General features: G+C 56.6%; 26 protein-coding genes. 11 read left to right on the forward strand and 15 right to left on the reverse strand.

Translation table 11 applies throughout. The features are described from left to right. Nucleotides 1-28: 28 nt before the first annotated feature. From MWC30_RS12920 to MWC30_RS12945, 6 genes are all read right to left on the reverse strand, one after another. Nucleotides 29-1,513, reverse strand: a complete 1,485-nt coding sequence (locus MWC30_RS12920; RefSeq protein WP_244084606.1) for an efflux transporter outer membrane subunit — start codon at nt 1,511-1,513, stop codon at nt 29-31. Between the two features lie 83 nt (nt 1,514-1,596). Beyond that, nucleotides 1,597-3,741: an ABC transporter permease gene (locus MWC30_RS12925; RefSeq protein WP_244084607.1), complete on the reverse strand. Its 2,145-nt coding sequence runs from the start codon at nt 3,739-3,741 to the stop codon at nt 1,597-1,599. A 27-nt stretch (nt 3,742-3,768) separates the two neighbouring features. Continuing rightward, complete coding sequence (locus tag MWC30_RS12930) at nt 3,769-5,112, reverse strand: efflux RND transporter periplasmic adaptor subunit (protein ID WP_244084608.1); 1,344 nt, start codon at nt 5,110-5,112, stop codon at nt 3,769-3,771. Further along, nucleotides 5,109-5,558 (reverse strand): DUF1682 domain-containing protein, encoded by a 450-nt coding sequence (locus MWC30_RS12935; protein WP_244084609.1) that lies wholly within the window; start codon nt 5,556-5,558, stop codon nt 5,109-5,111. The genes MWC30_RS12930 and MWC30_RS12935 overlap by 4 nt, the downstream gene beginning before the upstream one ends. Nucleotides 5,559-5,719: 161 nt before the next feature. After that, nucleotides 5,720-6,049 carry a hypothetical protein gene (locus tag MWC30_RS12940; RefSeq protein ID WP_244084610.1) on the reverse strand — a complete coding sequence of 110 codons (330 nt, stop codon included), beginning with the start codon at nt 6,047-6,049 and terminating at the stop codon, nt 5,720-5,722. 126 nt (nt 6,050-6,175) lie between these two features. Then, nucleotides 6,176-6,802 carry an RNA polymerase sigma factor gene (locus MWC30_RS12945; RefSeq protein ID WP_244084611.1) on the reverse strand — a complete coding sequence of 209 codons (627 nt, stop codon included), beginning with the start codon at nt 6,800-6,802 and terminating at the stop codon, nt 6,176-6,178. Nucleotides 6,803-7,531: 729 nt separating this feature from the next. On the opposite strand from MWC30_RS12945, the gene MWC30_RS12950 reads away from it, so the two are divergent. From MWC30_RS12950 to MWC30_RS12965, 4 genes are all read left to right on the forward strand, one after another. Next, a complete protein-coding gene (locus MWC30_RS12950) occupies nt 7,532-8,308 on the forward strand; it encodes a lysozyme inhibitor LprI family protein (RefSeq protein WP_244084612.1) in 777 nt (258 codons plus the stop codon). A 42-nt stretch (nt 8,309-8,350) separates the two neighbouring features. Then, nucleotides 8,351-9,238: a peptidoglycan-binding protein gene (locus MWC30_RS12955; RefSeq protein WP_244084613.1), complete on the forward strand. Its 888-nt coding sequence runs from the start codon at nt 8,351-8,353 to the stop codon at nt 9,236-9,238. 82 nt (nt 9,239-9,320) lie between these two features. Continuing rightward, nucleotides 9,321-9,935: a flavodoxin family protein gene (locus MWC30_RS12960; RefSeq protein WP_244084614.1), complete on the forward strand. Its 615-nt coding sequence runs from the start codon at nt 9,321-9,323 to the stop codon at nt 9,933-9,935. 153 nt (nt 9,936-10,088) lie between these two features. After that, complete coding sequence (locus tag MWC30_RS12965; RefSeq protein WP_244084615.1) at nt 10,089-10,652, forward strand: Uma2 family endonuclease; 564 nt, start codon at nt 10,089-10,091, stop codon at nt 10,650-10,652. 186 nt (nt 10,653-10,838) lie between these two features. Here MWC30_RS12965 and MWC30_RS12970 read toward each other — a convergent pair whose 3' ends face one another. Then, entirely contained in the window at nt 10,839-11,570 is a 732-nt protein-coding gene (locus tag MWC30_RS12970) for a tetratricopeptide repeat protein (RefSeq protein WP_244084616.1), read from the reverse strand. Between the two features lie 418 nt (nt 11,571-11,988). Next, on the reverse strand, nt 11,989-12,111 hold the full coding sequence (locus MWC30_RS22530) for a hypothetical protein (protein ID WP_256461252.1): 123 nt from the start codon (nt 12,109-12,111) through the stop codon (nt 11,989-11,991). A gap of 390 nt (nt 12,112-12,501) precedes the next feature. Here MWC30_RS22530 and MWC30_RS12975 point away from each other — a divergent pair, with 390 nt between their 5' ends. The 6 genes from MWC30_RS12975 to MWC30_RS13000 all read left to right on the forward strand — a co-directional run bounded on the left by MWC30_RS12975 (nt 12,502) and on the right by MWC30_RS13000 (nt 18,394). Then, nucleotides 12,502-13,965, forward strand: a complete 1,464-nt coding sequence (locus MWC30_RS12975) for a nitrogen regulation protein NR(II) (RefSeq protein ID WP_244084617.1) — start codon at nt 12,502-12,504, stop codon at nt 13,963-13,965. Nucleotides 13,966-14,244: 279 nt separating this feature from the next. Then, a complete protein-coding gene (locus MWC30_RS12980; RefSeq protein ID WP_244084618.1) occupies nt 14,245-15,639 on the forward strand; it encodes a sigma-54 dependent transcriptional regulator in 1,395 nt (464 codons plus the stop codon). A gap of 556 nt (nt 15,640-16,195) precedes the next feature. After that, complete coding sequence (locus MWC30_RS12985) at nt 16,196-16,444, forward strand: CopG family transcriptional regulator (RefSeq protein WP_244084619.1); 249 nt, start codon at nt 16,196-16,198, stop codon at nt 16,442-16,444. Next, a complete protein-coding gene (locus MWC30_RS12990) occupies nt 16,441-16,839 on the forward strand; it encodes a type II toxin-antitoxin system VapC family toxin (protein ID WP_244084620.1) in 399 nt (132 codons plus the stop codon). The genes MWC30_RS12985 and MWC30_RS12990 overlap by 4 nt, the downstream gene beginning before the upstream one ends. 272 nt (nt 16,840-17,111) lie before the next feature. Then, on the forward strand, nt 17,112-17,678 hold the full coding sequence (locus tag MWC30_RS12995) for a Uma2 family endonuclease (RefSeq protein WP_244084621.1): 567 nt from the start codon (nt 17,112-17,114) through the stop codon (nt 17,676-17,678). 131 nt (nt 17,679-17,809) lie between these two features. Next, a complete protein-coding gene (locus MWC30_RS13000; RefSeq protein WP_244084622.1) occupies nt 17,810-18,394 on the forward strand; it encodes a Uma2 family endonuclease in 585 nt (194 codons plus the stop codon). Nucleotides 18,395-18,490: 96 nt separating this feature from the next. Here MWC30_RS13000 and MWC30_RS13005 read toward each other — a convergent pair whose 3' ends face one another. The 4 genes from MWC30_RS13005 to MWC30_RS13020 form a co-directional block, all read right to left on the reverse strand. Beyond that, on the reverse strand, nt 18,491-18,886 hold the full coding sequence (locus MWC30_RS13005; protein WP_244084623.1) for a type II toxin-antitoxin system VapC family toxin: 396 nt from the start codon (nt 18,884-18,886) through the stop codon (nt 18,491-18,493). After that, a complete protein-coding gene (locus MWC30_RS13010; RefSeq protein ID WP_244084624.1) occupies nt 18,876-19,106 on the reverse strand; it encodes a hypothetical protein in 231 nt (76 codons plus the stop codon). Before MWC30_RS13010 ends, MWC30_RS13005 begins: the two co-directional genes overlap by 11 nt. Nucleotides 19,107-19,263: 157 nt before the next feature. Next, nucleotides 19,264-19,638, reverse strand: coding sequence for a type II toxin-antitoxin system VapC family toxin (locus MWC30_RS13015; RefSeq protein WP_244084625.1), 375 nt, complete (start codon nt 19,636-19,638; stop codon nt 19,264-19,266). Then, nucleotides 19,635-19,841 (reverse strand): AbrB/MazE/SpoVT family DNA-binding domain-containing protein, encoded by a 207-nt coding sequence (locus tag MWC30_RS13020; RefSeq protein ID WP_244084626.1) that lies wholly within the window; start codon nt 19,839-19,841, stop codon nt 19,635-19,637. The genes MWC30_RS13015 and MWC30_RS13020 overlap by 4 nt, the downstream gene beginning before the upstream one ends. Nucleotides 19,842-20,901: 1,060 nt before the next feature. Between MWC30_RS13020 and MWC30_RS13025 the strand changes: the two genes are divergently transcribed. Next, nucleotides 20,902-21,072: a Flp family type IVb pilin gene (locus MWC30_RS13025; RefSeq protein WP_244084627.1), complete on the forward strand. Its 171-nt coding sequence runs from the start codon at nt 20,902-20,904 to the stop codon at nt 21,070-21,072. 169 nt (nt 21,073-21,241) lie between these two features. On the opposite strand, the gene MWC30_RS13030 is transcribed toward MWC30_RS13025, so the two are convergent. The 3 genes from MWC30_RS13030 to MWC30_RS13040 form a co-directional block, all read right to left on the reverse strand. Beyond that, on the reverse strand, nt 21,242-22,321 hold the full coding sequence (locus MWC30_RS13030; RefSeq protein WP_244084628.1) for a tetratricopeptide repeat protein: 1,080 nt from the start codon (nt 22,319-22,321) through the stop codon (nt 21,242-21,244). Nucleotides 22,322-22,634: 313 nt separating this feature from the next. Continuing rightward, nucleotides 22,635-23,102 (reverse strand): transposase, encoded by a 468-nt coding sequence (locus tag MWC30_RS13035; protein WP_244084629.1) that lies wholly within the window; start codon nt 23,100-23,102, stop codon nt 22,635-22,637. Between the two features lie 238 nt (nt 23,103-23,340). Beyond that, nucleotides 23,341-24,303 carry a type II secretion system F family protein gene (locus MWC30_RS13040; protein WP_244084630.1) on the reverse strand — a complete coding sequence of 321 codons (963 nt, stop codon included), beginning with the start codon at nt 24,301-24,303 and terminating at the stop codon, nt 23,341-23,343. Between the last annotated feature and the right edge of the window lie 51 nt (nt 24,304-24,354).

Here is a 24,354-nt window from a genome sequence, read left to right on the forward strand (position 1 = left end):
AGCTCGGTTCTGAACCGTGCGGAGTATACTACGGTGCCGTTCCCGCCTCCCTCGTCTCCCACCCTCCCCCCAGTGCCTTGTAGAGAGAGATCCCATCGACAGCCAGGTTGCGGATGCTTTGCACGTGAGCCTCTTCTGCAAGGAAGAGGGCCCGTTGAGCCGACAGGACATTCAGGAAGTCCGTCTGCCCTGACGTGTAGAGCTCCATCGACAGGTCCACGGCTTTGCGGTTGTTGACCACCGATTCTTCCAGAAACATGAGGTGCTCCTGCTCCCTGGCGTAGGCCGTCAGAGCCGTTTCCACGTCCTTCAGAGCCGTCAGGACCGTCTGTTCGTAGGAGAGAAGGGTCTCTTCCTGCACCGCCTTCTGCACTTCGATATTCCACCGTATGCGGCCCGCAGTGAAAATGGGCCATTGGATGGTGGGGCCTACGGACCAGGACCGGTTGTTCCAATTTGCCAGGGAGCCCAGTTTATCGGATGAAAAGTCCAGGAACCCCGTCAGGGAGAATTTTGGGTATAGATCGGCCGTGGCGGCCCCGATGCGGGCGGTGGCCGCGTGAATCTGGGTTTCCATGCGGCGGATGTCCGGGCGGCGTCGAATGAGGTCCGACGGCAGTCCCACCGGGATTCGGGGCGGGACGGCAGGCAGGGGCGCAGGGGGTTGAAGCTCTTCAGCCAGGGCCGTCGGTGCTTCCCCCAGCAGGACGCCAATGTTGTAGATAGTGGCCTGGATTTCGGACTCCAACAGGGGAATCTGGGACGCCGTGGTGGCCGTCTGGGCCTGGGCGTTGGCCACGTCGAGGCCGTTCACGAAACCGGCTTCGAAACGCCTTCGGGTAATATCCGACGTCTTCTGCTGGGCCAGAAGATTTTCCTCGGCGATGGTCTTCTGCTCCTGGAGCCTCCGCAGGTCCATGTAGTTGATGCCCACTTCGGCCAGGAGGGTCACCAGAACATCGCGGCGATCCTCCACCGCAGCCTGGACGTCGGCGTCCAGCGCTTCGATGTTCCGGCGCGTGCCGCCGAAGACATCCAATTCCCAGGCCGCGTCCAGGCCGGCGGTGAAAAGGTCCCGGCCCCCTCCCCCGCCTCCCGGCGAGGAATCGCCGCTCCCGCTGCGGCGGTACAGGGCGGAGGCATCCAGTGTCGGCCACAGGGCGGAAGCCCCCACGCCCCGGGTCGCCCTCGCCTGCCGGATGCGGGCGGTTGCCTGCCGCAGGTCGAGGTTAGACCGAATGGCACGTTCGATGAGGGAAGAGAGTGTCCTGTCATCGAAGCTCTTCCACCATTCCACCAGGGTCACGGGCTCGGGAACGGTCGTGCTGATGCGTGCGGATTCGGACACGGTGGCGCCTTTCCATGCGGTCGGGAGGCTGGGGTTCGGCGGTTCGAACCGGGGGCCCACGGTGCAGCCCACCAGCCAGCAAAGTCCGAAGGCCAGAAAAAAGGTGTTGATGCGTACGCCTGCGTTTCGAGTGGGAGCGGTCTGTTCAGCGGTTCTTCTCAGCATGAGAAATCTTTCATCGTTTATCAGCGTCAGTCAGCGCCTGTCAGCGTTCTTCAGCGTCCTGTCCTTCTCTTCATCCGTTTGGGTCATTCATAGCGCAGGGCGTTGATGGGATCCAGCCGCGATGCTTTCCACGCGGGATAATAGCCGAAGAGGATGCCCACGCTCGTGGAGACGGCAAAGGCGGCCAGGATGGCTTCCATGGAGAGGGCTGTCGGCCAGCGCAGGAGCGTGGCCACCAGGGTGGAAGCCCCGCGTCCCACGAGAATGCCGACGGCGCCCCCGAGAAAGCACAACACAACGGATTCCGTCAGGAACTGCTGCAGGATATTCCTCCGCCATGCGCCGACGGCCATGCGCAGGCCGATTTCCCGGGTGCGCTCCGTTACGGAAACCAGCATGATGTTCATGATGCCCACGCCGCCCACGAGGAGGGAAATGAGGGCCACGGCCAGGAGAAGCCGGGTCATCATAGTCGCCGTGGAAGACATGGCCTTCGTCATTTCCGTCATGTCCCGGATGTTGAAGTCTTCGGGCTCTCCCGGCCGGATGCGGTGTCGTTCCCTCAAGATGGCGGTGATCTGCTCGATGGCGCTCTCCACATGCGCGCTCGATGCTGCCGCGGCGAGGATCCGGTCGACATTGGTGAACCTCACGGGCAAAGGCGTGTTGGCCGCCTGAGTCGCCGACTGTTCGGGGTAGAGGCTGGTCTGCCCGGCAGGATAGAGATCGCTGGTGGTCTTGGTGGTAGATTCGGTGCTGGAGGTCGACGCGCTCTGGTTGGTGCTGGCGAGTGACTTGGCCGTCACGCGGTACTTGATGGTCGTCCAGGGTGCTACGACGACGTCGTCCTGGTCCATTCCCATCATGTTGGCGCCCTTGGGATTCAGGATTCCCACCACGGTGAAGGGGACATTGTTGATGCGCACTTCCTTTCCCAGGGGAGATCCCCCCTGGAAAAGCTCCCGCGCCACCGTCTGCCCCAGGAGGCATACCTTGGCGCCGCGGCGCACGTCCTGGAGGCTGAAAACTTCCCCTTCGGCAACGCCCCATTCCCGCACCTCGAGATAGTCGGGGGTGGTTCCGGAAATGTCCGAAGGGACCCAGTTGCGGTTGCCGTAGATGACCTGGGTGCGTGCTCGAACAATGGGGGCGACGGCACGCAGGGCGGACGCTTCGTTCTGGAGGGCCACGGCATCGTCGGGGGTGAGTGTCATACTGGTCCCCACTCCGAAGGAAACCCCGCCGGTTGCCGCGGTCCCCGGCAGGATCAAAATGTTGTTGGCTCCCATGCTGGCAATGGCCTGCTGAATGGATTTGGACGACCCCTGCCCGATTTCCATCATGGCAATGACCGCCGAAACGCCGATGATGATTCCCAGGGTCGTGAGGGCCGCCCGCAGGATATTCCGACGCAGTCCCGTCATGGCCGTGTGCAGGATATGCCATGCGCCGGCGAAAGCCCTGAGGGTGGTGCCCTTGCCCTCACCGGCGCCGCCATCGTTCATGTGCTCTTGCCTGCGGCCCTCTGCCGGGTCCGGCGGGTCCGAAACCTGCTCCGATTCCAGAACCCCGTCCCGAATGCGGATGATACGCCTGGCGCACCGCGCGACGGCCTCGTCGTGGGTGACCATGATGATGGTCACGCCCTCCCGGTTCAGCTCCTGAAAAAGCTGCATGACCTCTTCACTGGTGCGGGAATCCAGGTTGCCGGTAGGCTCGTCGGCGAAAAGAATTGGAGGCCGGTTGATGAGGGCGCGGGCAATGGCCACCCGCTGCTGCTGGCCGCCCGAAAGCTGGGAAGGCTCATGGTGGATCCGTTCCCCCAGTCCCACCCGCTGCAGCATGGCCTCCGCCCGCTTTCGCCCCTCGCGCTCCGACGGGGGATGGGGGGAATAGGCGAGCGGCATCCGGACATTTTCCAGGGCGCTGGTGCGCGGGAGCAGGTTGAAGCTTTGGAAGACGAATCCCATGGTCTGGTTGCGAAGCACGGCCCGTTCATCCGCGGAAAGCGCCCCGGCGTCCCGACCGTTGAGCAGGTATTCTCCCGAAGAAGCCCGGTCCAGGCAGCCGAGGATGTTCATGAGGGTGGTCTTACCCGATCCCGACGAGCCCATGAGGGCCACGTACTCACCGCCGGAGATCTTGAGAGAGACTCCCCGCAGGACGGGCATGGCGATTTCTCCCACCTGGTAGACTTTATGAATGTTTCTCAGTTCCACAAGTTCCACTGGATATGACCTCGTATGTTTCCTGGGCTACCGCCTCTGTCCTCTCCCCGGCATCTGAGGCGTGAAGGGATTGACGGTCTTGGCAGGCTCGGCCGCTCCCTTGACCTGCTCCCCGATGACCACCTGCATTCCCTCGGTCAGTCCCTCTCCCTCGATTTCCGTCTGGATGCCGTCGTTCAGTCCGGTGCGAACGGGCACCGGCCGCACAAGGTCTCCTTCGGGAACCCACAGAGTCCCACGCCCTTCCTCTGTCTTCCCTTTCAAGGAGGCCTTGTTTTCGCGTGAGTCCTTGCCGGCCGGCTTAGACGCTTCGGAAGCCTCCAGGCTTTCAGGGACGATTTTCTGGGGATCGGGGGTCCAGCGCAGGGCCGCATTGGGCACGGCCAGAACGTTGTGGCGCTCCTTCACGATGAATTTCACATTGGCCGTGAGATAGGGCAGCAGCCTCCCACTGGAGTTGTCCGTGTTGACCTCCACGGTGTAGGTGACAACGTTTTGCGTCATGGTGGCGTTGAGGCGGACCTTGCCCACCTTCCCTTCAAATACTTCGCCGGGAAAGGCATCCACAGTAAAAACCACCGGCTGGTCGGGCCGGATGCTGCCGATATCCGCCTCGTTCACCGCCACCCACACCTGGAGACGCTTCAGGTCCTTGGCGATGAGAAAGAGACTGGGCGCATTGAGACTGGCCACCACCGTCTGGCCGATGTTCACCCGTCGGTCCACGATCACCCCTTTCACCGGGGATTTGATGGTGCAGTAGTCCAGGTTTTGACGAGCGCGCCGCAGGACCGCTTCGGCCTGGTGCACCGTCTTTTGAGCCTGTTCAATGGCTGCTTTCCCCACGGCCACGTTGGCTTTGGCCACTTCATGGGCCGAGAGGGCGGCATCGTAGGCGCTCTGGGAAAGAGCGTCCGAAGGTCCCAGTTTACGCGCCCGGTTCCATTCGCGCTCTGCCTGGACGCTTTTGGCCTGCAACTGCAGCAGGTCGGCCTGCGCCCGTTCCAGGGCCGCCGTGGCCTGGCCCAGCTGCGCTTCCGCCTGGGCCACATCCGCGGCAATCAGGGCGTCGTCGATTTTGGCCAGAACCGTTCCCTGCTCCACGGGAGAGCCATAATCGACAATCTTGCCCGTCGCGTCCGTTCCGAAGCTGAGGATTTTTCCCGCCACCTGGGCGCCCACATCCACCAGTTCCTCCGGCTCTACAGTGCCCGTGGCGCTGATGACGGATTGCAGGTCTCCCCGGGTGATAGAGGCCAGCCGGAAGGCGGGCGAGGATTGGCTGTTGGCGGTTGTGAGGAAGAAGACCAGAGCGCCGCCGGCTATTAGGAGCAAGCCTGCCGCGACCATTCGCTTGTGGGTTCGATTCACTTGGAATTCTCACTTTCCTGTTTCTGAGGTATGGATTGGCAGGGAACGGTTGTGCCCCCCGGCATGCGTTCCCAGTTGGCCCGCCGCTCTTCCCTCTTCCGGTGGAGAGCATCCAGCTTTTTCTGCTGCTCGGGGGACAACTCCGCCCTCATTTCCAGGATGCTCTGCTCGATGATCCGTTTTTTCTCGGGCTGCGTGCGCCGGCGGAGATCCATGAGCTCCCCATGGGCGCGGCAGACGATTTCCGTCACGCGGACCTTTTGCGCCTGGCTCAAATCCAGCTCGCGGGTGAGCTCGTCGATGACGATTTTGGGCAAATCCCCTTTGCCGCGATGGAGCACATCCATGATGCGGTGCTCACCGGCCATCCAGACACCCATGGCGCCAATGAGAGCCCCCGAAAGGAACAGGGTCAGGAGTCCCGTCCACAGCCTGAGCTTTTTCACAGGGTGATCCTCCTTAGGCAGCACCAAAGAAATAACCTCCCAAAGGGTAGCTTGCTTTGTAGGAGCGGCTTCCAGCCGCGACCGGGCGCATGGCGGCTTCTCCGATGTCGCGGCTGGAAGCCGCTCCTACAGTTACGGTACCCTATTACTTATGAGCTCCCTTACAGGTTCATGAACGATCCGGCCAGATCCATGCCGACGGAATCGTCCAGGATCAGCTCGGCCACCTGGTATTGAAGATCCTGGGTGGCAAACAGGAGCGTCCCCGCCAGAAGAATCGTCGTGATGGAGGCTGCCAGGGCGAAGCGCCAGACGGTGCGCCCCATCCCGTTGCCGTTGAGAGTCGGAGCTTCGCATGGTCCAGCTTCCTTGGCGATGCGCGACATGAGCCGTGCCTGCCAGGATCGGTCGATGGATGAGTGGAGCCGATGCCGGTGAAAGTGAATGAGGGCTTCTTCAATCTTTCGCACCTCATGGCTCTGCTTGTTCATGGACTGCCTCCCCTCTCAATGCTGGTGACTTGACCAACTTTCGTCATTCCGGCGAAAGCCGGAATCCAGGAAAATAAGGACTTTCTGGACCCCGGTTTTCACCGGGGTGACGCTAAGTCAACACCATTAGCCTCCCCTCTCCTGCAGCAAATCCCCGATGATTTTACGGAGCTTCCGCCTGGACCGGTGCGCACGCACCTTGACGGACACAGTGCTCCAGCCCAGCAGGTCCGCCGTCTCCTGGACGGAATAGCCGTCGAGATGCACCAGAGCCAGGACCATCCGGTCTGCCGCCGAAAGCTTCTCCAGGGCATGGGTCAAAACCTCCGCCGCTTCCTGTTTTGCAGCTTCCTTCAAAAAAGACTCCTGAGATCCGGCGGAAAGCACCCGGTCCATCCACTCCTCCGCATTGTCGGAAAGGCTGCTGACAGAGACGGTTGGGCTCCCGCGTCGCTCCCGCCAGAAATGGTAACAGCAGCGTGTGGCGATCCTGGAAAGCCACTGTCCGAAAGAGCTTCTCCCAGAAAAAGACCCCAGGGAGCGATAGGCTTCGAGGAAGGTCTCCTGGGCTACATCCTCCGTGCCATCGGCCGGGACATGTTTCATGACGATGCCGAAGACGCGGGACCGGTAGCGATTCACCAATCCTTCGAAAGCATTGACGTCTCCGCCGAGGACGCGTCCAATGATCTCGGTGTCGGTCTCTTCTTCCGGCGAGGGCGCTTCCCCCGAAAGGGTCCGTTCCCTCGACACCCTAAAGCTCCTCCGGAAGAGGGTGCAATTCTCTCAGCTCCATTGCCTTTCCCTTCTTTAGTGGCTCCCAATGACCAAAAGGTTACATGAAAATTCATTTTCCTGCTGGAATATGTCCGTTGTTAAGGGGATAATTTGTTGTTGCATTTCCAGAAATTTTGGTTTTAATCATTTTATCCGGTACAGCTTGAAACGCTTCTATAACCTTCATTTTCTCGTGCAGATATCATATTCACTGCGACTCGGTGTTTGCGTGTAAGAAACTTCAATCAGCCTGGTTGTCTTGACGGCGAGCTCGTCTAAGAGCCTGATCCGCCTTCTCCTTTTGATATATTTATCCACACGCGATTGCAGTCTGGAGTCACTCGGATTGCCCCTTCTCGACTGAGCGGGCTAAGGTGGCGACCGTGGCAAGACGGGGCAACACCCATGAGCGGCGAGGCCTGAAAAGTGAAAAATTTTGGCGATGATGGGGGCTCCCCGGGAAAAGACAGGACGGGCACGGAGGGTGGTGCTTTTCAGCAACCCCACGCGTTCCTTCGGCGATTGGGCCGGCGTATACTGCGAACGGTTCAAATCTTGACTTTCGTAGGAGCGGCTTCCAGCCGCGATTCTATTGGGAGCCGGCTATTTCTGTCGCGGCTGGAAGCCGCTCCTACAGGTTCATCCATAACTCAACATCTCAGCCGTTTGAAGTATAGCAGGTTGTGGGGCTGGCACTGCATCGGTATGTTTCTCGTTGTGCCTGTTCTATTGATGGCCGCTATGCTCGCTCCGGGCACCGCCGACGGAGCGAGCTTCGACTGCTCCAGGGCCAGGACCCAGGTGGAGAAGATAATCTGCGCCGATGCGGCCCTGTCCCGCCTGGATGAACAGCTCGCGGAAGGGTATGCGGCCGTTCTCCAAAAGAGCGGTGGTTCGGGCCGCGTCAAAGCGGAGCAAAGAGATTGGCTGAAAAACAAGAGGGACAGGTGCGGTGATGATCAGTGCCTGAGAAATGCCTACGCGTCCAGGCTGGCTCATCTGGCCGGGGCCGGAGAGGCGGAATGGAAGACGTTCCGTGATACGCAATTGGGCGTTGAGTTTTCCTACCCGGGCCATCGAAAGGTAAAGCTCGGCTGTCGCGGCAGCAAAGCCTGTGTCGCCTTGGTGGGCGATACCCTGCCGGGCAGTGAGTACCTCATCGCCTTCGAGGTCTTTGACGGTGGTCTGGAGCAGGTGGCCGCCGAAAAGGCCGTTTTCGAGAAAAACGAGAAGGGCTGGATTGCCCGGGGGCGCTCGGGAGTGCACCCGGTGGAGGCGATAGAAGGATCCGGCTGGCAGGGCATCGAGGCGGTGGTGGATTGTGGCGTTTCGGATTCACAGGGCTTTCATGCTGCCGCCGGTGAGTGCCTGTGGGCCGTGTTGAGTGACGGCAAGCGTTCCGTGGTGGTCGATACTCAAGGCCTTGCCGGAAACGACGAAGCCTCCATGCGCTCTATTCAGTCGTTCCGGTTCCGCCGATAGCGAGATAAAACACTATCCCACGGAAGGAAGGGAGGGAGTCTCATGACGATCCAGGTTATCGATGTGGTCAAAAAGGTTGCTCCCCAGGCTCGCGGGAATTACCTGGAGGCGTTCCGCCAGGGAGGGCCGCTCTTCGAGGAGCATGGGATCACGACACCCCTGCGCATGGCGCATTTCCTGGCTCAGGCCCTGCACGAGACCGGAGGCTTCACGGTCTTGCGTGAGAGCATGAACTACAGGGCGGACCGCCTGGTGGAGATATTCGGCGTGCATCACCACAGTGCGGCGGTGACGGCGGCGGAGGCAGCCAGGCTCGAGGGGCATCCGGAACAGATCGCCGAGCGCGTCTACGGCCTGGGCAATCCGCGCAAAGCGCGTGAGCTCGGAAATACGCAGCCCGGTGACGGATTTCGCTACCGCGGAAACGGGGTGCTGCAGACGACGGGTCGAGGCAGTCACCGCATCATGGGCGCTGCCTGCGGAGTCGATTTCGAAGGTGACCCCGATTTGGTGACCGCCCCGGAGCATGCGCTCAAACCGGCGTTGCACGAATGGACGCGGAGCGGTCTCAACGCCTTCGCGGACCGAAACGATCTCCGGACCATTACCCTCCGCATCAACGGGGGATTCAACGGTCTGCCGGATCGAGAAGGGTGGTTCAGCAAACTGTGGCCACTCCTCAGGACCGGCAGTCAGCCTGACGAGCCCTGGAAGGCGGGCAACGAGGATGATTCGGTGAAGTGGCTTCAGGAAGCCCTCAATGATCTTGGTGCGGACCCCAGGCTGGTCGTTGACGGACGCTACGGCCCGGCCACGCGGAGGGCGGTGAAAGAGTTCCAGGCGGCGGTGGGCATTGTTGCCGACGGCATCGCCGGTCCGGTCACCGAGGCCAGAATCAAGCTGAGCCTCAATACCACCCGGGGAGAGTAGCTCCCCTTGCTGAAGTCGCCTCCGGGCGGCTTCACCGGCAGATCCGCCGCAGCGGAAAAACAGCCAAAATGAGGAGATTTCTATGTATGCGTTGGCCATCAACGGCAGCCCGAGAAAAGGCGGAAATACCAGAACCCTGCTGAAGCACGTATTGGAGCCTTTGGAAAAGGCCGGTTGGGAGACGGAGTATGTTCAGGTGGGAGGAAAGCACATCCGCGGCTGCATCGCATGTGGAAAATGTTTTGAGAACAAGGACCTGAAGTGCACCCAGAAAAAGGACATGTTCAATGAAGTCATGGAGAAAATGGTCAGGGCCGATGCCCTGATTCTGGGATCTCCAACCTATTTCACGGATGTCAGTGCCGATATGAAAGCCGTCCTGGATCGCTCCGGATTGGTTGCATTGGCCAACAATCGCGCGTTCAGCGGGAAGATCGGCGCTGCGGTGGTTGCGGTTCGTCGGGGCGGTGGCACTCACGTTTTCGATACCATCAACCATATGTTTCTCATGTCTCAGATGATCGTTCCGGGCTCGATCTATTGGAACATAGGATTCGGACTGGAGGAGGGGGCAGTCCTGAAGGACGAGGAGGCCCTCGCCAATATGCGGAATTTAGGTGAGACCATTGCCTGGCTTGGAAAAGCCATCGAGCCGCACAGGAAAACGTTTCCGGTCTGTCACGAGTCTTTCGGCTAGTGCTCTGTCAGCTTTGTTCCGCAGGGTACCCCCTTACACCCATTACCTGGTCGGCCGTCCCCACCCATGGTCATGCTGATGATCGGGTTGATCGTGTCCATGACACTGGTCGTCCTGCCCCTTGTAACGCTTTGCTCGGAAGGAGATTTGGGCGTGGCTGAGGCAGCAAAGAGAGAAGCCACTTATGAAGACCTTTATGGCATCCCTGAAGACGTCGTGGGGGAGATCATCAACGGTGAGCTGATTGTCACGCCCCGGCCATCAAGGATACATGGCTTTTCGGCCTATGCTCTTGGGGGCGAACTGCTGCCTCCTTACCAGTTTGGTCGCGGAGGAGGGCCGGGTGGGTGGATCATCATCGGAGAACCGGAAATCAAGTTCGGAGAAAATTACCTGGTGCCGGACATAGCGGGCTGGAGGAGAGAAAGATTTCCCCGAGCGGAAGACACCAATTGGATTTCTGTATCTCCTGATTGGATTACCGAGATTCTCTCCCCCAGCACTGTTCGGGTGGATAGAATAAAAAAAATGGCCATCTACGGGGAACATGGCGTTTCTTACTTGTGGCTCATCGATCCCATAGCCAAGACGCTCGAAGTCTTTAGACTTGAAGCCGGCGGGTGGCTCCTGCGATCCGTCTTCGGTGAAAGTGATCGGGTACGGGTGGAACCCTTTGTCGACATTGAAATAGACCTTAAGAACCTCTGGATTGAGTAGAACCACTACTGTCACGGTTATACTGCGAACGGTTCAAATCTTGACTTTCGTAGGAGCGGCTTCCAGCCGCGATTCTATGCGGAGCCGTCTATTTTTGTCGCGGCTGGAAGCCGCTCCTACAAGATCATCGATAAGTCAAGATCTCACCTGTTTGGAGTATAATAAAAGCATAATAGACCTGACGCCTCATGGACTGCCTTTATAAAACATGCATGACAGGGCCGGGGAGAAGTCGTTTCCCTTCGTGGATCCGCTGTTTTGGAGCAGATTTTTGGCCTGCTGGAGCTGCGCGGCGGTCATCCTGGCTGCCAGATGGCCCCGCAGTCTCGCCGCCTCTTCATTTCCATTGCGTGCCGCCAATTCCAGCCAGAAAAGGGCGTGCGCGGGATTTTGCGGCACGATGTCCCCGTCCATGCAGATTTTTCCCATTCTATGCTGAGACTCGGCAATGTTCCCTTTCGCCGCTTTGAGGTGCCATTTCAAGGCTTCCCGCCTGTCCATTGGGACGCCGCGCCCATACTCATACATGAGGGCAAGGTTGTATTGGGCGTAACCATGCCCTCTTTCCGCGGCAGTCTTGTACCATTTTGCCGCTTCCACGTAGTCGACCGGGCCCCCTTTACCTTCATAATACATCTGGGCCACCATGAACTGAGCGGTAAGATCTCCCTTCTCCGCTGCAAAATGATACCATTTGAAGGCTTCCCGGTAGTCTCTCTGAATCCCCAGCCCCCCCTCGTACATGCCCGCCAGCAGTCGTTGGGCCGTCGGGTTCCCTTTCCCGGCCAGTTTTTGAAATTCCGGCAACGCCGAGGCGTAGTCGCCTCGCTGAAAAGCTTTGACTGCCGACTGCATGTCGGCAAAGACGGGGCGGCATGCGACGAGCACGATGATCAAAGCAAATGCAATTCTTAGCATTTCCCTCTACCGTGTATGCTGCGAACAATTGAAAACTTGATGTTTGTCATCCCGAACGCATGTGAGGGATCTATGAAGATTTCTCCGTTTGGTCGAAATGACGGAAAGTACGATTCTCAGCCCTGCACAGGATCACCCCCATGACTGGGGGGCACGACGAAGGATGAAAAGCCTTGGCGACGGCATCTTCATCTAAAACGTATAAACTTTTGATTTTACGGCTCCCTGTTTCTGTAGGAGCGGCAGCCTGCCGCGACAGTCAGCCGGTGCCGCTCCTGCATAAATGAAATTTTCAATCCTTAACCCGCATATTTTGGCCCACTCCGTCTTTCCCCAATATCATTCCCCAAAGATGTTGCTGGACCGTTCCCTTTGATTGTTCGGAAAATCAGGAGATTCACTGAACAATAATCGTTGATCAAAGGGCTTCCGATTCCATGGCTTCCTGTTCTTTGTAGGAGCGGCTTCCAGCCGCGACCGGTTCACTGTCGCGGCTGGAAGCCGCTCCTACTCGGTATCGAAAAATTGCGATCTTTTCCATTCACCCTGGCGCTTGCTCCTGTTCAGGATCTGCTGCCACCCTGCCGTGCGAGCATGAACCGACTAACGGCCATGAACATGGTGGTGTTCACCCCCACCAATAAAATCCCCCCCTGCCCCCTTTGGTAAAGGGGGGAAACAGTTACTGCCCTTTGGTAAAGAAGGAAACGCAACACTTCCCCTTTTATGAAAGGAAGGAAACTCAATTCCTCCCCCTTTATGAAAGGGGGAAAGAGGGGGATTTGCATGGCAAAAAATCTAATCCGATCCCCCCGAAATGCCGAATAAAACGAGAACTCCGTTTTTCATGAAGCGGCGATTGATTTACCGGTGTGTATTACTAATAGTTATCGATAGATTACATAATCGTTACTTTTCATCAGGATACTCCATGAAAGAAAACCTGGCAGAACCCCCGAAATTTCGTCTCCGCCTGGTGGTGGCGCTGCCGACGCTCCTGCCGCTGGTCATGATCGCCTGCGGCATGGTCGTCATGAGCTTCACAGGGCCATCCTTTCACGGCGCTTCCGGAGACTGCGCCGAAGCCGCTAAAACCACGGCAACAGCCTGGATGATGCTCATGGCGGCGATCGCCTGTCTCGGGAACCTGTGTGCAGCCCTTTTCATCAGCCATTCCATGAGAGACCTCATCGATAAAATGGGCAGCCTGATCCGCCAGTCTTCCATGGAGGCAGGTCCCGCCGTTCTTGTGGCGGATAACGAAATCAATGCCCTGCAGCTCCTGTTCGAAAAAGTCGGCCTGTCCCTCGACCGGTTCAGGAGCGAAAGCTCCATCGTCCAGAACCTGCCCCAGGCCATGATCACCATCGATGAAGCCGGAAAGGTGAAAAGCGCCAACAAAACCGCTCTCAGCCTGCTCTCTCTCAGCGAGGAGCCCCCTGCGGATTGGTCGCTGAAAGACATTATTCCCGGCGATTTCTTGAACCAAACATTCTACGGCTTGATCGAGGAAGGATTCCAGGGGGAAGCCCATCCGTCGCCTCAGCTCATGAATCTTTCCCTGAACAAGGGAGAGCCCAGGGATTACCTGGTGGAGACCAGCCCCGCCTGGGACATTTCCCTTCACGAAAAGCGCCTCACCCTCATCCTCCGCGATCCGTCGAGCCTCTCCGCCCTGAAGGAGCAGATCCTCCGGCTGGAGCGGCTTGCGGCCCTCGGGCAGATGGCGGCGCGCATCGCCCACGAAGTTCGAAACCCCCTGGGGGCCATCCGCGCCCTCAGCGAGCTGGTTCAGGAGGATCTCAGCCGGGAGGATCCCCATCACAAGTACGTGGAGGATATCCTGGTACAGATCGAACGCTTGAATCACCTGGTGGAAGAGGTGCTGAGCTTTTCCAGAAACCCCGTGAACGAGAAAAAAGCGGTGGACCTCAATGGACTCATGGCCGAAGCCGTCCGTACGGCGCAGCTTTGCTTCCCACAAAAGAACATCTCTGTTGCGGAATGCTACCCGCCGGAGCTTCCGTCTCCCCTGGGAGACAAGGCGAAGCTCTCCCAGGTCTTCCTCAACATTTTGCGCAACGCCTTTGAAGCCTGCGGCAAGGAGGGTGCGATCCGGATCGCCACAGACTGCCGGCACGGCCGCAACGGGGACCCCGGCCATGTCCTGGTGAAAATATCCGATGACGGCCCAGGGGTCGGCGTCGATCCGCCTGAAAGAATCTTCGAGCCCTTTTACAGCACCAAGCCTTCAGGAACCGGGCTGGGGATGGCCACCGCCCATAACATCGTCACCGCCCATGGGGGCCGCCTGGAGGTGCAGAGCGGCGCCTCGGGGGGGACAACGATTTCGGTCCTTCTCCCCATGGAGACTTCGGAAACATATACGCCTTAAGGATTGAAAACTTCTTTTTTGTAGGAGCGGCATCCTGCCGCGACCGGCTCACTGTCGCGGCTGGAAGCCGCTCCTACAAAAAACAGGGAGCCATCAAATCAAAAGTTTTGTACACCAAATCAAAAACTTTTTACCCCTTCTCAAAAGCTTTGTACCGCATCGAGTACAAAAGCGGAAACGCAATGCCTTTAATGAAGGGAGAAATGTGATGTCGCCCTCCCCCTTTGTCAAAGGGGGATCGAGGGGGATTTTTCATGCAGGGAAAAGAAAGGTAGGCCTATGTCCTGGAATATCCTTATTGTGGACGACGATCCCGGTATGCAGTCGGCTCTGAATGAAGTGCTGAAAAAGCGGGGGTATGAGGGGGAACTGGCGGGGTCCGCCGAAGAAGCCCTGGAAAAGATGGAGGAAAAATCCTTCGATCTGCTCCTCCTCGACATCATGCTGCCGGGAATGTCCGGCTTGGAGGCCATTCCAAAAATCAAACAGCTGGCCAACCAGGGGGAAATCATCCTCATGACGGCCCACGGGTCCAAGGATGTCACCCTGGAAGCCATCAGCATGGGCGCCTACGACTATTTCACCAAGCCGTTCAGCTTGAAAGAGATGGACGTGGTGATCAAAAGGGCCTTGGAAAAGCGGCGGCTTGAAAAGGAGCTGAGTCAGCTAAAATGCCGCTTCCAGAGCAACGGCCCCCTCAGCCGCATCATCGGGGAAAGCGAGTGCATGAAAGGGGTCAAGGCGGTCCTCGAAAAGATCGCCCCTCTCGATACCACCGTCCTCATCACGGGCGAGAGCGGAACCGGCAAGGAGCTCATTGCGGATGTGATCCATGCCCTGAGCAAACGCGCGTCGGGCCCTTTTGTCAAAATCAACTGTGCGTCCATCCCTGAAAATCTCCTGGAAAGCGAGCTCTGCGGCCACGAAAAGGGAGCGTTCACCGGGGCCGCCCTGGCCAAGCCGGGGAAGTTCGAGCTGGCCGACGGCGGAAGCATCCTCATGGATGAAATCGGGGACATGCCTTTTTCGCTTCAGGCCAAGCTGCTGAGGCTGGTGGAGCAGAAGGGCTTCGAAAGGCTCGGGGGAAGCAAAACCCTCTCCGTGGATGTGCGGATCATCGCCGCCACGAACCAGGACCTCAAGTCCCTCATCAAGGAAAAGAACTTCCGCGAGGACCTCTACTACCGCCTGAACGTCGGCACCGTGCATCTTCCTCCCCTGCGGGAAAGGAAGGAAGACCTGCCCCTTCTCGCCCAGTATTTCATCCACCAAATCAACCGGAAGCTCGGCACCCGGGTGAGCGGCATTTCCCGCGAGGGACTGGATATCGTCACGGAGCATGACTGGCCGGGAAACATCCGCGAGTTCGCCAATACCCTCGAACGGGCGGTCATCATGAGCAGTGGAGCCATCCTGAGCGCCCAGGACATGCGCATGACCCTCAGCAACCGGCCCTACCCTCCCCATGGAGATGACAAGGCCGCCCCCATCTCCCTGGGGGAAACCCTCGACAACGTGGAGCGCAACCTGATCCTCAACGCCCTGCGCAAGTGCGGCGGAAAGCAATGCGGAGCCGCGAAGCTCCTGGGCCTCAACCCCAAAAACCTGTGGAAAAAGATCCAGAAGCACGGACTCCAGGAATCCAACGAGGGGATGTCCCAGGGCGTTTCGTAGCGCCGACCTTTTCATCAAGGCGTCCTCGGCAGTCCGTTGCAGGCAGCTCCAAAGCAGGAAATGCACAAAGAGAGCAAGCGCATCAAATCCTGACTACACCGCAAGGCTGAGATCTGGACTACCCGAGCTCCTTGTAGGAGCGGCTTCCAGCCGCGACAAAAATGAACGATTGAAAAAGTCGCGGCTGGAAGCCGCTCCTACAAAATCCAGGTATTACCCGTTAACAGCACAGTGAAGGCGGAAGCATGAAATGCACCTTCCCCATCGCCTGATAGCGCTTTAGGCAATACCAAAGAAATAACCTCCCAAAGGGTAGCTTGTTTTGTAGGAGCGGCTTCCAGCCGTGACCAGGGGGCATGGCGGCTTCTCCGATGTCGTGGCTGGAAGCCGCTCCTACAGTTCTGGTACCCTATTACTCGTGAGCTGCCTTATTGCCTTTTCCCTCACGTCAACGGCTACTTCGTGCGATTGCCCTGAATGCACAAAGCCTCTAAATTGACGACACCGAACCCAACTGTTATCATGTTCAAAAAGGTGTAATCATTTGGAGGCATCCATGATCAGGACCCAGATACAGTTGACAGAGAGCCAGGTGCAGGCCCTCAGGAAAATGGCCGTATCCCGGCGCGTATCCATTGCCAGGTTGATCAGGCAGGCAGTTGACAGCATGATCGAATCGAGCCCGCAGCCTGACCCCGAAGAAAGGCGTAAGAGGGCGTTGGAAATCGTGGGTAAGTTCGGCTCCGGTCAACACGATATTTCCACAAAGCATGACGACTACCTTCCGGACGCGTACGGCGAATGAGAATCTTCATCGATACTTCGGCCTTCTACGCTCTGCTGGACCGGGATGATGCCAATCACCCGCGGGCACGGGTGGCGTGGACGTCCATGCTTGAAGGGACAAATTCCTTTTTTACCAGCAACTACGTTTTGGTGGAAAGCCATGCCCTCCTGCAGCATCGCCTCGGGATCGATGCCGTCCGCGGATATCACGAAGACATTGTGCCCCTGATCCATATTGAATTTGTTGCCCCTGAGGTCCATCGGTCCGGAATGGGGGCACTTCTTTCCGCGTCCAGGCGGAATCTCAGTTTTGTCGACTGCGTGAGCTTCGAGGTCATGCGCAGCCTGGGGATAAAAACGGTTTTTGCTTTCGATCCCCATTTCGAGGAGCAGGGCTTTACTCTCATCCCCTGAGGGGGCGTTCGGCTGTTATACTGCGAACGGTTCAAACCTTGGCTTTTGTAGGAGCGGCTTCCAGCCGCGACGTGAATCGGTCGCGGCTGGAAGCCGCTCCTACAAAAACGAAGCTTTTCATCCTCAACACGTATAGTGAGAGTCGGCTTTCCCCCCTTTGCAAAGGGGGCAGGGGGGATTTTATTGATGGGGGTGAACACCGCCGTGCTCATGACCGTTAACGGCAGTTGAGATCACCTTGGAATCAGGCCGGAATAAAAGGAGTCTGTGTCATGTCGGACCCGGCGAAAAAGAAAGCGACCTACCAGGACCTCTACAGTGTCCCCGAAAACATGATCGGAGAAATCATCAACGGGGAGCTGATCGCCACTCCGAGGCCGTCACCGAAGCACATGCTCGCAACATCCGCGTTGGGGGGCAAAATATTGCCACCTTATCAATTCGGAGAAGGGGGTGCTCCCGGAGGATGGATTATTCTCGTCGAGGTTGAAATCATATTGAGCCAGCAATTGATCGTCCCGGATCTTGCCGGCTGGGGAAAAGAGAGATTTCCGAAAAAGTTGGAGTACAATTGGATCGAGGTCACTCCCGACTGGGTGTGCGAAGTACTCTCTCCGAGCACCGCTCTTCGCGACCGCACGGTGAAGAAGGCCATTTATGAAGCGCATGGGGTGGGGCACCTTTGGCTGGTCGACCCACTTCACAGGACCGTGGAGGTCTTCCGGCTCGAATCCAGTCGATGGGTCCCCGCGGGCGTCTTCGGCGGCGACGAAAAGGCACGCCTGGAACCGTTTCAAGACATCGAATTCCACCTGGGCGACTTGTGGTTGGAGGCTTGATATACTCCAAACGGGTGAGATCTTGACTTATTGATGATCCTGTAGGAGCGGCTTCCAGCCGCGACAAAAATATTTAGCCACGTCACGCTAATCCGCGAAAACCCTCAAAATTCTATCGAAGGACGTGCGCCATGTCCCAACCGGCGAAGAATAAAGCGACCTATGAAGATCTTTACCGTGTACCGGACAACGTGATCGGCGAGATCATCGACGGGGAATTGATCGTCACTCCCCGGCCATCGAGAAAGCATACCTACGCGACTTCCACCCTGGGGAGCAGGGTATTGCCGGCCTACCACTTTGGGGAGGGAGGCGGCCCAGGTGGATGGGTCATTCTCATCGAACCGGAAATGAAACTGGGGGAGCACATCCTGGTTCCGGACCTGGCAGGGTGGAAGGCCGAAAGATTCCTATGGGAAGAGGGACAGAATCCGATCTCGGTGACGCCCGATTGGGTATGCGAGGTTCTCTCCCCGAGCACGTTTCGCCTGGACCGCATCAAAAAGATGGCCCGGTATGCCGAGTACGGTGTAAGGCATCTATGGTTGATCGACCCGGATCAGACGACCCTGGAGGTCTACCGGCTCGAGTCCGGCCGATGGTTGTTGCTGGATGCGTTTGACGGTGCGGAAAAAATCCACATTGAACCGTTTCAATACATCGAAATCAACCTCGGCGATTTGTGGCCGAAGGTAGAAGATGCTCCGCATAGCTGAGATCCCGACTCCTTCATGGCCCTGTATGCTGTATAACGCTCCGCGGGAACCGGCCGGCAATGGAGCGCAGCGGAATTGCCCAGCCGAGTTGATGCGTTAGGCGCACCACTTCTCCACCTGCAGCCCAGCTATCTCCTGAAAGTGGTCATCTCGAGTGACCAGGGTAAGATCATATTGTAGAGCGATGGCTGCGATCCAGATGTCATTTTCTGGAATGGGACGGCCTTTCTTGCGAAGACCATCTTTGATCTGACCGTACCATTGAGCAGTGGCTGCATCACAGGAGAGCACCACGTTCTGAGAAGCAAATTCGTTGATTCGAGAGACATTTTCCTTTCCCCGAGAAGACTTGTAGGCACCGTAGTAGAGCTCACCAAGAACCGTAGCTGGGGTAAAGACTTCGATAGCATTGCTCAGATGCTGTTGCACAGTGGAGTCATTGGCAAACAGAGCAATGACAATGTTCGTATCGATCAGAAATCTACCAGTCATTTAGGTCCACCTGTTCACAGCCCTCAGCTATTGCCTTTTCCATTTCATTAAGATCTTCAAGAGCAATGGTACCTGCAAACCTCAATAACTCACTTCCCGGTACGCCGAAAGGCTTCTCTTCTGCCAAGGTGCGAACAAAAGCTAAAACTCGCATCTGCTGCTCAGGACTCAGCTTGTGAAGATGCGAAGTGATCTGTTGCTCAAACGATGGCCCTGCCATATAAAACACCTCCTTCAATTCTTCAGACCAATGACATCCTGCCGGTTTATTTTAGTTTACATCAGCACAGGGCTTCAGGAAGAGCACCCTAACGTGAAGCTAGGTGAGCGCGGCGGACTTTTGCCGCGTCCTCCTTGAGCGGTTCGTTGGTAAAATGCTATGTTTTTGCTAGGTATTTTACGTTCTCAATGTCTTTGAAGTGAGCATCTTGAGTCCAAACGAGAGCCCCGTAGGTCTGAGCGCTTGCCAGGATGACGCTGTCGGCGAGGGGCAGCTTCAGCTCACTGCCTACCTTGGCTGCCCTGAGGGCAATGCTTTCAGTCAAAGTGACAAGCTGTCCCTGATGCATTACGGCAACAATCTGGAGTGCTGCATCTTCACCTCTTTGTTGAAGTACCCGTTTGAATACCTCAAGGATGCAGATGGTTGGGACAATGAGATTGGCGGTATCCTCAATGGCAGGTGCAAAGAAGTCAGCGTATGGGGTATCTGCGAAGTATTCGAGCCAGCCACAGGAATCGACAAGATTCATACTCGATCCAGCTCCCGGTCTATACTTGTATCTATTCCTTTTAGAAACCCTCGTAGACTCTTGGGGCTCCTGAGGGGGATGAGCTCAATTCGGTTTTCATACTGGAGGATCTGGACCTTGGTACCAGGCTGAATATCCATTGACTTTCTCAGATCACGAGGGATCACGACCTGGAATTTAGGAGAAACAGTGACTGCTTTCATGAATGCCTCCATCGATATGGATTTTATGATACGATATCACAATCGATCCCATGATTCAACGAGGGGACAAGAAACAAGAACCGGGTATGCCGGGAGCGTCTCGCCCCCTTTTCCCCTTTGGAACCGTGCATGAGACTTTCACCTCTCCAACGGCTGACCCATATTGCTTGAGCCGCCTTGCGCGGATTCTTGTGGATGCCGTCGGCGCACCATCCTCAACAGTTGTCCGAAGACATAGTTGCCAGTGGACTGGAATGACCCTGTAGGAGCGGCTTCCAGCCGCGACCGGCTTGCTGTCGCGGCTGGAAGCCGCTCCTACAAACCCCACAAACTCCAGCTTATCACCCGTTAACAGCGCAGTTCCGTCAACTGCATGAAATGCAACTACTCCCTTGTCCAAACCGATTTATCGCCTTTTACCTCATGTCAACGGCTATTTCGTGCGATTGCTTTACCAAAGCCAAAGCAACGGATCTCCCTTGATTCTTCCCAAGTCAGTCATGAAGCGGGTTTCAGCCGCTCTGAACGGGCTATTCTACTTTTGGTAGATTTCGACAACTTTTAACCTATTTTGCACTACAAAAAGTTACATTAGAAACCGCCACTTAACGCCCCCCGGCAAAATCGATCTACCAACAGTCGATGAAATACGCCTCCCGGTCCCATGCACTCCCCCTCACCAAACGACTGCACGATTTTTGGGTGCCCGCCGATGCGCTTCCTGTCACGCATTCTCGAATCTTCGAAAGCCCAATTTGCTGGAAAAGAAAATGTTGGCACAGTCCTCGCAAATAAGAGAGTCAACATCGCGGAACAGAACGAACTGCCGGAGATTACGGATGCTTGGATGGGACAACAGGGTGAGCTTCCGAAAGGGCTGAAAGTGAAGCAACCGGATGGAAGCATGGGGTTGGACGCATCGCAACCGGGAATTTCCCGGCAGTAGAGAAAGCAGCGGTCCTGTCGGTGGACTTGAGAAGTCTTGAACGATGGGGTTTTTGAGTGAAAGGCGAGTAGGAAAAACATCAACTGTAACGATTCATCAAAGAAGGAGAATGCCATGTTGAAGAAAGTACAGAATTTCTTGAAGGAAGAAGAAGGCGCCACGATGGTTGAATATGCACTCATGGTCGCACTTATTGCAGTAGTATGTATCGCAACTGTTAAAACTCTGGGTGGCAACGTAAACACGATGTTTGGAGATGTTGCAAAAAAGATTGCGGCGGAGTAAATAAAATTTTTATATCGTTCATCTTCAAGGCGTTTTCCCTCCTTATGGGAAACGTCTTGAAGACTAAAATTAAGCGATTCAAACCACTTCCTTCAGTTTCTCAGCAAAATGTCAATTGATGTGTCTCTATCGTTAATGCCACAAGTGAATGTCAATAGAAAGTTAAGTCTCAACGGAGACAAGGTGCTTCCTCATTTAAATCATTTTCTCTCATGTCCGTGACAATTTTAGATGCGGTAGCTTTTCTTGATTCGCTTTTCTCCACAAATGATTGCGAAGTTTGGCTGTGGAGCCTGACTTCAGCCCTCTTCAAATTTTCACTCGCCTCGGTATAGTATGCTGACCGAAGCCGAACAGCCCTCTCGAAGGACCGCACAGCCTTTTCATACTCCCCCTCCTGAAAAAAATAGCTCCCCAAATTGTTCAATGCCTGAGCCTCATCCCCGCAGCGTTTGAAGGCCTCGACCGCTTCAGGATAGCGACCCGCTTTGCAGAGCACCATTCCCAGATTGTTGTTCAATTTTTCATCCCTCGGGCTGATCTGCAGGCCCTTCCCAAAGGTTTCAATGGATTTATCCAACTGGCCGGCGAGAGAGTAAGCCACCCCCAGATTGTTGTACAGGCTGGCCTCGTCGGGCTTCAAGCCGACGGCCGTCTCGTAGTGGGCAATGGCCTCCTGCCCCCGGCCCTGGTAATCGTAAATGATTCCCAGCAGGTTGTGAGGGACCCATAGCTTTGGGTTGGCCTGCACGGCTTCACGAAGGTATTTTTCCGCCTCCGGGTAGTTCTTCTGTTGAAACAGTGCCTGCCCCATGGCTTGCAGGGCCAGGGCGTTGGACGGTTCCTTTTTGAGAACGACAAGGAATTCTTTCTTGCCCTCTTCCGGGAGGTCCCGGTAAAGAAATACCAGGCCTCTTTTCAGGACAACCCCCAGGTTGTCGGGGGATTTGCGCAGGACTTTCGTGTACTGAACGTAGGCCAGCTCGAACTTTCCCTGCTGGAGGTAGATGTCCCCGAGTTTTTCATGATCCGAGTCCTTCATTTTGGGGAGTTTTTTTGCTGCGGTCCCATCGTCGGACGACAAGGCATTCTGTCGTTCCACGAGCTTTTGATAGCCTGTTTCTTCGAAGACATTGGATGCGGTGTTCTTGGTGGTGGCGCAAGCGGTGAGGGGCGCCAGCAAAAGAATGGCAAGCGCCTTGCGGCATAGGTTTCTGCGCAAATTTTCTGAAAAATCTTTGAGCTTCATGTGGTGTTTATCCTCCGTGCTTCGTTGGAAACAATCCTTCAACCTCGGTCAATTTCTGGATTTGACAATATCTTGTGGGCGATCCTTTGTAGGAGCGGCATCCTGCCGCGACAAAGATTGCGGTGATCCATTTCTGTCGCGGCTGGAAGCCGCTCCTACAAAGCAAAAGCCGCCGATCCTGTCACGTCTGGAGACCGTTCCTACAAAGAAATGGTGGTGTATGTACGATCCTCGTTACATACCAAAATTTGTTACCTGCCCTTGGTTTGCGACAATTTCCCGGCCTGGTTTTGGAAACACCGTTCCGACCTCATCACACGTCATAGGCACAATACCAATGCGGCCATTCTCTGAAATGGCCGACAAGCCCTTTCCTCACAGGGTTCTGGAGGCAATAGAGGATGCGTTCCCTCAGTTCATCGTCGGTTCTGATGGCATGATCGTAATATTGGGCCTCCCACAGGCGGTCCTCCCTGTTTGGCAGGTCATGGATCTTGTTGGATGTAAAGCTCTTCAAGGAGTGCATCAGGGATGGAAGGGTCGTGCTCCGAAGCCGTGCCACGAAATGGACGTGGTCAGGCATGACCATGGCGGCGAGCAGTTCGATCTTGCCCTGGTCGTTCAGCCATCTGAGGGAATCGAGGACGATTTTCGACGCGGCAGGATTGGAAAACACCGGCAGCCGGTCTTTTGTGCCTGTTGTAATGAAATACACATTGCCCAGTTGGGAAAACCGGCCTTTTCGCAGATTTCTTTGATGGGCTTCTCTGTTTGACATCATGGCTGGTCTATCTGGTCGCGGCTGGAAGCCGCTCCTACAAAAAAACACAAAATTTTATGAGCGGTTGTTGCTACGAAAAAACATAACAAGGCAAGGGGCTGATGCTGTCGCATCGCCGTTTCGAAAAAGACGTGCCAATTCAATAACCCCCATGACCGGGTCGGTCACAACGAAGGATGAAAAGACTTGATGACGGCATTTTCATATAAAAGGTGCACCGATGGCGGATGGTGGAGCTTCATTTTTTAATCAATACCCTGAATATGTTGATGGCCGCCGGTCCCAGGAGCACCACGAAAATTGACGGAAAGATGAAAAGCACCAGGGGAAGCAAGAGCTTCACGGGCAGTTTTGCGGCGATCTCTTCGGCCCTCTGCATTCTCTTGGTCCTGAAGGTGTCGGAATAGACGCGCAGGGCCTGGGAGATGCTGGTGCCGAACTGTTCCGTCTGGATGAGCAGGGTGACCAGGCTGTTCACATCCTCCAGGCCGGTGCGCACCGCCAGGTTCTTCAGGGCATCGCGCCTCGATTTGCCCGCCCTGATCTCCAGGTTCATGAGAAAGAGCTCGTCGCTGAGTTCCCTGCACTGCAGCCTCATTTCCTGCCCCACGCGCTGGAGGCTGGCATCGAGGCTCATGCCGGCTTCCACGCACACCACCAGCAGGTCCAGGGCATCGGGCAGGGCGTTCTGGATGTTTCGCTTTCGGGTGGAGGTCCTCACTCTGAGCCATATGTTGGGCAGATAGTAGGCTGCGGCCGAAAAGGATGCAGCCACGAGAAACCTGTGAGATGGAAGGAGGTGCCTCAAAAACATCTGCCCCAGTAGAAAGAGGCCCGCAGCCGACAGGCTTGCCAGCAGGACCTTCGTTCCCATGAAGATGGTGGGGGCATCCCCATTTCTTATGCCCGCCTGGAGGAAAGGGACGTTTCTCCCCTTGGGGAGGTCTTTTTCCCCGGCTTCCATTGCCTGTCCTATTTTCTTCGCGGTCTTCAAAAGCGGGCGCGGGGATCGGCTTCCCATGACGTCGGCCGACCCGTTCAGAGGGAGGGCGGAGGGTCCCTCTGATGCCCCGGCGCCCGAGAAGAGCCTCGATCGGCTTTTCATGCGGGAGCGGTATGCGAAGGCACCCAAAAACAGCAGCAGGATGGAAATGAAGATCATCAGACTGGCGATGATGGGAAAATTTTCCGCTGTGAGCATGTCAGGCCTTTCAATGGATTGGAGCCTGCCTGAGGAGCGCCCCCTCAAGTC

It is taken from the genome of Desulforhabdus sp. TSK (genome assembly GCF_022836495.1).
Taxonomy (GTDB): Bacteria; Desulfobacterota; Syntrophobacteria; order Syntrophobacterales; family Syntrophobacteraceae; genus Desulforhabdus.